Source organism: Bacillus sp. GMs2/2 (genome assembly GCF_050172095.1).
GTDB classification, from domain to species: domain Bacteria; phylum Bacillota; class Bacilli; order Bacillales; family Bacillaceae_G; genus Bacillus_A; species Bacillus_A cereus.
The window spans coordinates 1-9,280 of sequence record NZ_JBNLYE010000160.1 but is presented as its reverse complement, the minus strand read 5'-3'; the positions used below and the strand labels follow the sequence as shown (position 1 = coordinate 9,280).

The window sequence follows — 9,280 nt, the reverse complement described above, 5'->3', positions numbered from 1 at the left end:
TATTCTAACGTATCAAATACATTAGATGCAGTGCATAAACCATTGGATCGTGATAAGTCTGAAAAACGTGATAAGAAAGTAGATGTTGCAGACAATAAGCCAATATCTATTTTGTTAATGGGTGTGGATCAAAGAGCGGATGAGACAGGGCGTTCAGATTCGATGATGTTATTTACATTAAACCCACAAAAAAAATCTATGAAAATTACTAGTATTCCACGTGATTCTTATACAGAAATTGTAGGTAAAGGTAAAAAGGATAAGATTAATCATGCATATGCATTTGGTGGAATCGATATGGCTGTAAAAACGGTGGAAAACTTCCTTGATGTACCAGTTGATCATTATATTGAGGTAAATATGGCTGGCTTTAAAGATGTTGTAGATGCAGTTGGTGGGGTAGATGTTAACAATGATTTAGAATTTAAATATGAAGGATCACAATTTGCTAAAGGGAATATACATCTTAATGGTACAGAAGCATTAAGATATTCTCGTATGCGTTACGAAGACCCACGTGGTGACTTTGGCCGTCAAATGCGTCAACGCCAAGTTATTCAAGCTGTAATCAAAAAAGGTGCTAGCGTATCTTCTCTGGCAAGTTACGGTGACGTGTTAAAAGCAATTGAGAAAAATGTTAAAACAAGTTTAACGCAAGACCAAATGTTTGATATTCAAAAGAACTACAAAGATTGCATGCAGAATAGTGAAGAAATCCAAATCCCAGGTGACGGTCACAAAGCCGCTGATGGTATTTGGTACTACTACGTTCCAGATGCAGCGAAACAAGATTTAACGAATAAATTAAGATCGCATCTTGAAGTGACTAAGTAATATGTAATAACCCAACTCCTTTGGAAGGAGTTGGGTTTATTTTTGCATGGATTTATATTAGTATTATATATTGTGAGATTAATAGATGAGGTGAATCGATGAATAAGAAAGCGGTACTTGTCCTTATTATTTTTGTATTGTTTGTTGCTTCGATTGTGAGCGGTAAATTGTACTGGAATAAGAAGATTGCGAATGCAACAGGACAAACGAGTGAAGTAACGAAAACAAAGACTGAAGTAAAAGATAGCGGAGCAAAGAAAGAAGAGAAAAAGGAAGAGAAGAAACAAGATACGAAGTTATCTTTTAATGAAACATATGCGAAGAATTTGCCAGATGCAGTGAAAGAGAAGTTAAAGAAATCTGCTGAGGATAAAAAGCCAGTAAACCTTGTTATTGTTGGTGATGAAGGTTCTTCATCTGCAAAAGATGCTTGGGCAGCTAAGTTAACAACTAATTTAGAAACAGCTTACGGTAAAGGTTTATGGAATGTGACTGTAAAGGAATATAAGGGTGAAAGCACAGAAGAGTTAATCGCGAATAAGCGTGATAAAGAGATTGCGAAAGAGAATCCAGATGTAATTTTATTTGAGCCACCATTTATTACTGATAACGGTAAAACTGGTAATGGGAACTCTGTCGCAAATACACAGAAGTTCGTTCAAGCACTTTCTACTAGTGCAAAAGGCGCTACAATTATGATTCAACCATCAAATCCAGTGTATGGTGCGAAAAATTATCCGAAATCAATTGAAGCATTAAAACAATTTGCAAAGCAAAATAATTATACATATATTGATCATTGGGGAGCATGGCCGGATGCTTCAACGAAAGCAATTTTACCATACCTACAAGAAGAATTTGGTTTCCCAAGTGCAAAAGGACATGATGTTTGGGCGAAACATGTAACTGATTATTTTGTAGCTAAGTAATGAAGGAGAGATAAAAGGTGTACGAGTTCCCGTATACCTTTTCCTTTTATAATTAAGATATCTGAAAATAGTAGGAGGAAAACAATGAACTCAATCTTAATCTGCGGCGGAGCTGGCTACATCGGTTCTCACGCTGTGAAAAAATTAGTAGACGAAGGTTTATCTGTAGTAGTAGTAGATAACTTACAAACTGGTCATGAAGATGCAATTACGGAAGGCGCGAAGTTTTATAATGGCGACCTTCGTGATAAATCATTTTTAAGGGATGTTTTTAAACAAGAAAATATTGAGGCAGTTATGCATTTTGCAGCCGATTCTTTAGTTGGAGTTAGTATGGAAAAGCCCCTTCAATATTATAATAACAATGTGTATGGTGCACTTTGTTTATTAGAGGTAATGGATGAGTTTAAGGTAGATAAGTTCATTTTCTCTTCTACTGCAGCAACATATGGTGAGGTAGATGTTGATCTTATTACTGAAGAAACGGTGACGAATCCAACGAATACATACGGAGAAACGAAGTTAGCAATTGAGAAGATGCTTCATTGGTATAGCCAAGCTTCAAATTTACGTTATAAGATCTTTAGATACTTTAACGTAGCTGGTGCAACTCCAAGTGGTATTATTGGAGAAGATCATCGCCCAGAGACACATTTAATCCCTCTTGTGTTGCAAGTGGCTTTAGGTCAACGTGAGAAGATTATGATGTTTGGTGATGATTATAATACACCAGATGGTACTTGTATCCGTGATTATATTCATGTTGAAGATTTAGTAGCGGCTCATTTCTTAGGTCTTAAAGACTTGCAGAACGGTGGAGAGAGTGATTTCTATAACTTAGGAAATGGTAATGGTTTCAGTGTAAAAGAAATCGTTGATGCAGTTCGTGAGGTTACAAATCATGAAATTCCTGCTGAGGTAGCACCGCGCCGTGCGGGCGATCCAGCACGTTTAGTTGCCTCTTCTAAGAAAGCGAAAGAGAAGCTAGGATGGGATCCTAAGTATGTAAATGTTAAGACAATCATTGAACATGCTTGGAATTGGCATCAAAAGCAACCGAATGGATATGCTAAATAAATATAATAAGTGAAAGAGAGGGTATCGTCGACAAAATATGTTCGACAATACCCTCTCTTTTTTTATAGGATTTTTGCTATACTAAACTGTACTATAATACGTGGTGGAAGGAGGAGAATGATGAAAATACTTGTGGTTGATGATGAATCGAGTATTCGTAATTTGATTCGGATGCAGTTGGAGATGGAAGGTTATGAAGTGTTGGCAGCGGCTGATGGGAGAGAAGCTTTAGAGAGATGGAATGAAGGGCCGGATGTATTGATTTTGGATGTTATGCTTCCGGATACGGATGGGTATGAGTTGCTTCGTTTGTTCCGTGAGAGGGATAGGGATATTCCGGTGCTTATGTTAACGGCAAAGAGTCAGATGAATGATAAGTTGCTTGGCTTGCAGCTTGGTGCTGATGATTATGTGACGAAGCCGTTTAATTATGCGGAGCTTATTCTTCGGGTTAAGAATATGGCGCGGCGTGTAAAGAAGACGGAGGCGGCTGTAAGTCATGAAGTAATTGAGGCTGGAGAGATAGTGATTTGTCCTAAGGAAAGAAAGGTACATGTGAGTGGACAAGAGATTCAGTTAACGTACCGAGAGTTTAATTTATGTCAGTTATTTGTTTCAAATCCGCAGCGTGTGTTTATGAGGGATGAGTTGCTTGAGAAAGTATGGGGATTTGAGTATATCGGAAATACGAGAGCAGTTGATATTATGGTGCAGAGACTTCGAAAGAAGCTTGGGACGAGCGGGGAATATATTAAGACAATTTATGGCGTTGGCTATAAACTGGATTGTTAAGTGGTGATGGTATGTCTTTAAAGCGAAATATGGTGTTTGGAATAGTTGGGCTGTTAATTCCGATTTTTGTTCTTTTATATGCAGTTGTTTATATTACGTTAGAAAAGAATATGTATCATAACGCAGCAGATTCTTTAGAAAAGTTAAGTGTAGAAGCACAAATTTATACGATGAATTATTTAGAGAAGGAAGCAGAAGTGGATACGCTTGGTCCGAATTCACTTTTAATTGCGTCGTATTTAGCGAAGCGTATGGATGTCCGTGTGCAGATGATTGGGAAGAATGGCGATGTTGTTGCAGATACACAAAAAGGAGCATTGCTTCACCGTAACATCGACATTGAAAGTTCTTTGAAGGGAAAGAAGTCTTACGTTTTTGAGGAGGCGGATCCAGCTCCTATTCTTTTGTTTTCAAGCCCGGTTTATTATGGAAACGATGTCATTGGAAGTATTCGTTTTATAAATGAGTTAACGGGTGAGAAGGAAGTTTTAACAAATGTGAGCTGGACGTTCTTAATGACATCTCTTTGTTTAGTAGCTACCGGTATTTTCTTTGCGATTCGTTTGGCGAAGTCTCTTCATAAACCGATTGATCAGTTGAGACAAATGGCACAGAGGCTCGCGAATGGTGATTATAAGAGTAAGATTGAGTTAAATGAGTACGTAGAAATCGCTCAGCTTTCAGCATCTTTTAACGCGATGGCCGATGGAATTGAACTGCATATTAAGCAATTGCAGGAGGAGAAGGAGAAGCAGAAAGATTTCCTAGACCGCATTACGCATGAGCTAAAAACACCGCTAACGGCAATTATCGGTTATGTTGATTTAATTCCGAAGTTACAATCGAAAGAAGATGTACAGGAAAGTCTTCGTTATGTGGCTGTGGAAAGTGAGCGTTTATTATCACTTGTAGAGGAACTGCTTAAGTCCTCGAAATATGGGACGAGTACGTTTGAAGTGTCTCCTACAGTTGTGAATATAAAGGAATTGGCAGAAGAAGCAGTTTCAATTGTGAAACCTCGCCTAAATCAATTTGAAATTGAAGTGATAAATGCGTTAACGGATGTACATGTTGTTGCGGATTTTGATAAGACGAAGCAAATTTTCTTAAATGTGCTTGATAATGCAATTAAGTATAGTGATGCTTCGCACATTCGTATGAATGTAATTGTAAATGAGCATGAGGCGAAGGTTTTTGTTCATGATGATGGGATCGGTATAGATGAAGTGGTGCTTGCAGAGTGGAATGAGTCTCCGAAAGGAAAGGCACTTCCTTCTAGTTATGGGAATGGTTATGGTTTGTATATTTGTCAGGAAATTATGAATAAGCAGGGCGGAAGCATGCGGATTGAGAGTAGTGAAGAAGTAGGTACTACAATATTCATTACATTTTTGCTTCCGAGAAGGATGGAAGACATAAAAAACTTGAAAGCGGTTAAATGATACATTTATGAAACAATTATGCGGTATTTTCGAAACAACGTTTTTTTATCTTGGAGGTAGGCAGAAATGAAAAGGCTATCATTTCAAATTCTTATGTTTGTCATTTGTATGATTGTTTCTCTTGTTTTGTTTTATGTTATGGAGAAGCAAATCTATAATCGAATCAACATTGTAAATGATAAACAAGCCGTTTTACAAAGGGTGAATGAATCTCTTCCAATTGAAGTGAAAGTAAGACATGAAAAGTGGGGAGAAATTGTTGTAACGGATGAAGTTCGTTTGCATACGATTATTTCATTCTTTGACCGAATTCGAATAGAGCCTGGGGACGTTAAGAGCCAAGAACAAGTATTTACTGGAGAAGTAACGTACTTGAATGGACATAAGCGTACTTTTGCAGTAGGTGACTTGTTCCAGTATGGGGAAAATGTATACGGAAAGAATGGCATGGATCCGATGATTTCAGCACTTCAAACGTATTTATTAAGCCTGTATTACACGCCAGAGCGTATTAGTGATTTCTTTGCTTCAGCAAAGGATGTCGTAGTACGTCAAGGCGATGTGGTACGTACTATCAATCTTACGCACATACTTGATTCTATTCGGTCCGCAAAGCAAATTACAGATTACGGAGAAATTCAGAAGTTATTACAATCGCAGAATGAACCGATTGCTTATATTACAGCTTATAAAAAAGGTAAGCGTGTAAAGAATGATCGTGAAGATATTCTTACGATTTCTGTGTATCCATCGTACTTTGTTGTACAATATCTCGGTGATAATAACGGGAATGTCATGTATATGAAAGGCTCTCTAGCAGAGTTATTCGTAAAGGAGAATGCGTCATGAGAAAGATAGCCTTTTTCTTCTTTTTGCTAGTAATTGGAGGAGCGATGTCTAGTTGCTCTCGAGATACAACCTCTATTAAATATAGTAAAAATGGTCTCCCTATTTTGGATGATCGTCATATTGTTGCGTATGTAGCGGCTCGTGAGGAAGTTGGTGAAGCGTTACTTTCATCATTTTGTAAGCCGCGCGGATGTACGTATGAATTTATTCGTCTTTCAACAGAAGAACTTCTTCGTAGAGTGGAAGAAGAAGCTGGAAATCCGAAGGCGGATATTATTATTGGCGGTACAGTAGATGCGCATCAAATGATGAAGCAAAAAAATCTTTCTATTCCTGTGATAAGCCAACATGCAAATCGTATTTCAAAAACTGTTAAAGATAAAGATGGTTATTGGTATGGTTATGAAGTGGAGAAGCTGGCAATTGCGATTAATAAAGAGCGGTGGAACGAGGAAATAGCGCCGCTCGGTCTCTCGTATCCGTTAAGATGGAAAGATTTATTGAATCCAGTATATAAAGGAAAGATTGTCATGCCCGATCCAAATGTTTCAGGTACAGCATATACGTTTTTCCAATCACTGATTGATACGTTAGGTGAAGAGGAAGCGAAGGGATATGTGAAGAATCTGGCAGAACAAGTTGGAGAAGTAACAGTGAATGGTTACATCCCAGCAGAACTTGTTGCGAGCGGTGAATATATGATAGGCATCAACTTTATGGGAGATCAGAGAATGCTTCAAAAACAAGGCTTTCCGATTTTAAGTAACGAACCTGAGCAAACAGGGTTATCTGTTAATGCGATTTCGAAACTAAAACGTGCACCGAGTGGTATTATTGCGGATTTATTTATTGATTATTGTTTATCAGAAGAAGCGGGGCATATTTTAGAAAAAGTGTCGTTTGGCGTACCAACGATGTTTGCGAAGAATGAGAAAGAAATAGAAGGACAGCCGGTTAGAAGGACGAACCAAAATATATCAAATAGCGGAATAATCGAGATATGGAATAGACAGCGTCTCTCTCTGAAGTGAGAAAAGGAGACGGAAATATATGTTTAAATGGCTCAAGCCAGCACCTACAATTGAAAGATTGCCAGCGGATATGATCGATCGTGTATATCGATTACTACGTATTCGTGTGTTAATCGGGATTTCAGTTGGATATGCTGCTTATTATTTAGTTCGTAGTAACTTTACGTTATCAAGTACGTATTTAGTACAAGAATATGGTTTTAGTACAGCTGAAATTGGTCTACTAGGCTCAGTAATGGCAATTGTTTATGGATTTAGTAAGTTCTTTATGGGTAATTTATCAGATAAAGCTTTCGCCCAGCGCTTTATCGCAGTCGGTTTATTCTTATCAGGGCTTGTAAATATTTGTTTCGGTTTTGCATCATCATTTGGGATGATTGTTACATTACTCGTTGTTAACGGTATTGTACAAGGTATGGGAGCACCACCTTGTAGTATTGTTATGACGAAATGGTTCTCGAAGAAAGAACGTGGTACGAAAACAGGCCTTTGGAATATTTCACATAACGTTGGTGGAATGCTTGTACCACCACTTGTCGGAATTGGTGTAGGTATTTTCGGTGAAAATCATTGGCAAGGCGGCGTGTTTATTTTCCCTGCGATTATCGCAATGGTAATTGCAGTACTTGTTTGGATCAATGCGAAGGATACACCAGAATCTGAAGGTCTTCCTCCAATTGATGAGTATCGTAATGACTATGAAAATCTTGAAAAAGCAGATAATGCTAACAAGATGTCACCAAAAGAAATTTTAATGAAGTATGTAGTGAAAAATAAATTTGTATGGTTCTTATGTATTGCGAATGCTTTTGTTTATTTAATTCGTTTCGGTGTTATTAACTGGGTTCCACTTTATTTAACGACAGTTAAAGGATTTTCAAAAGCAGAAGCGCATGCGGCATATGCAATCTTTGAAGGTATGGCAATTCCAAGTTCATTAATCGTTGGTTTTTTAAGTGATAAATTATTTAAAGGAAAACGTATGCCATTATGTATTATTAGTATGGTTGGAGTTGTTATTGGTACGTTTATATATTGGCAAGCAACTAGCGTACTTGTTGTAAGTATTGCAGTTTCTATTATCGGTTGTTTAATTTATGTACCACAGTTCTTAATCGGTTTAAGTGCGATGGAATTAGTACCGAAATTTGCAGTTGGTACGACAGTTGGTATGTGTGGTCTATTCGGTTATGTAGGCGGAAGTCTTGTAGCTAACGCAGCAATTGGTGTTATTGTTGATAGTTCTGGTTGGGATGGTTGTTTCATCTTACTATTAACAGGTGCGGTTTTATCAACAATCTTCTTATTTATTGTTCAACGTGGACATGAGAGAAAAGATCCTAAAGTAGCGTAATATTTTGTTTGAAAAGCTATCCAATTGTGTGTGATTGGATAGCTTTTATATTAGAAAAAACAAACAGTATGAAAAATTGCAGTTTAATATATAAATGATTTTTGTTAATTAATATAATTTTTTTAGATTCCATAAACCAAATAGATACATGGTTATACCGAAAAATCCGCCGCCACAGATGAAAATTACAACCTTAAATAAAGAAATAGAGATTTCCTCTGAACCTACATAGGGAAGGATATAATTCATAAAAACAAACATTTGAAAGCCCCAAAGCACACCTGCTTTTAAGCCAGCTTTTCTTAATTTTTTCTTGTGTTGTAAATATTCTTCTTTTGTTGCACATTCAGTATCACTTAAACCTTTTTTCTTGAATTTAAAGGCTAAATAATTAGCATAAATCATATTAGATAGAAAAATAAATATAGTTCCTATAGATATTGTGTGGTTCATAGTATCAACAAGTAACATAATAAGCATTACCAACATATTTAACCACCATAAACCAATTCCAGCTACAGATAACTCTTTATTGATTTCTTGTTTTTGATATTCATCTCTCTCACTTAGTGTTCCAACAAAACTATTATAAACTCTTTCTTTCCATTCAATTTTCATCATTTAATCTCCCTCCCAAAATAGAGTATTTAAATCTGTTTTTAGTGCTTTTGCTAATTCGATACATAAGGCTAAAGAGGGATTATATTTATTGTTTTCAATTAAATTTATTGTCTGTCTCGCCACGTTAACTTTTTTAGCTAACTCTAGTTGCGATAGCCCTTCAGATTTTCGATATTGTTTAACGTTATTCAAATATAACCCTCCCATTGATGGTTGTAGACCTCGTGTACCGAAATGTCATTTATATGTGACATTTTATAATTGAATAGATGAAATGTCAAATATATATGACAAAAATGATTTTAATAATTTATCTTGGTAAGAAGTTTATTAATAAAAGATGGCTTACAT

At 36.6% G+C, this 9,280-nt stretch carries 10 protein-coding genes; 8 read left to right on the top strand and 2 right to left on the bottom strand.

Annotated elements, in window-relative coordinates; genetic code table 11:
• From ACQGS6_RS18055 to ACQGS6_RS18020, 8 genes are all read left to right on the top strand, one after another.
• Positions 1-834, top strand: an 834-nt coding sequence (locus ACQGS6_RS18055; protein ID WP_426965380.1) for a LytR family transcriptional regulator, incomplete at its 5' end; no start/stop codon positions are given.
• Between the two features lie 98 nt (positions 835-932).
• Positions 933-1,763: an SGNH/GDSL hydrolase family protein gene (locus ACQGS6_RS18050; protein ID WP_048534527.1), complete on the top strand. Its 831-nt coding sequence runs from the start codon at positions 933-935 to the stop codon at positions 1,761-1,763.
• Positions 1,764-1,847: 84 nt separating this feature from the next.
• A complete protein-coding gene (gene galE, locus ACQGS6_RS18045; RefSeq protein WP_048534530.1) occupies positions 1,848-2,840 on the top strand; it encodes a UDP-glucose 4-epimerase GalE in 993 nt (330 codons plus the stop codon).
• 120 nt (positions 2,841-2,960) lie between these two features.
• Positions 2,961-3,632, top strand: a complete 672-nt coding sequence (locus ACQGS6_RS18040; protein WP_000699553.1) for a response regulator transcription factor — start codon at positions 2,961-2,963, stop codon at positions 3,630-3,632.
• A gap of 11 nt (positions 3,633-3,643) precedes the next feature.
• A complete protein-coding gene (locus ACQGS6_RS18035) occupies positions 3,644-5,074 on the top strand; it encodes a HAMP domain-containing sensor histidine kinase (protein ID WP_088046184.1) in 1,431 nt (476 codons plus the stop codon).
• 66 nt (positions 5,075-5,140) lie between these two features.
• Positions 5,141-5,923 carry a DUF3919 family protein gene (locus ACQGS6_RS18030; protein WP_000826611.1) on the top strand — a complete coding sequence of 261 codons (783 nt, stop codon included), beginning with the start codon at positions 5,141-5,143 and terminating at the stop codon, positions 5,921-5,923.
• Positions 5,920-6,954: an ABC transporter substrate-binding protein gene (locus tag ACQGS6_RS18025; protein ID WP_001225645.1), complete on the top strand. Its 1,035-nt coding sequence runs from the start codon at positions 5,920-5,922 to the stop codon at positions 6,952-6,954. Before ACQGS6_RS18030 ends, ACQGS6_RS18025 begins: the two co-directional genes overlap by 4 nt.
• A gap of 19 nt (positions 6,955-6,973) precedes the next feature.
• Positions 6,974-8,308: an MFS transporter gene (locus ACQGS6_RS18020; protein ID WP_000477607.1), complete on the top strand. Its 1,335-nt coding sequence runs from the start codon at positions 6,974-6,976 to the stop codon at positions 8,306-8,308.
• A 108-nt stretch (positions 8,309-8,416) separates the two neighbouring features.
• Here the strand turns inward: ACQGS6_RS18020 and ACQGS6_RS18015 are convergent, their stop codons facing one another.
• Together ACQGS6_RS18015 and ACQGS6_RS18010 are read right to left on the bottom strand one after the other, a co-directional pair.
• Positions 8,417-8,929 carry a DUF3278 domain-containing protein gene (locus tag ACQGS6_RS18015; RefSeq protein ID WP_000975590.1) on the bottom strand — a complete coding sequence of 171 codons (513 nt, stop codon included), beginning with the start codon at positions 8,927-8,929 and terminating at the stop codon, positions 8,417-8,419.
• Complete coding sequence (locus ACQGS6_RS18010; protein ID WP_098430225.1) at positions 8,930-9,121, bottom strand: helix-turn-helix transcriptional regulator; 192 nt, start codon at positions 9,119-9,121, stop codon at positions 8,930-8,932.
• Positions 9,122-9,280: the final 159 nt, after the last annotated feature.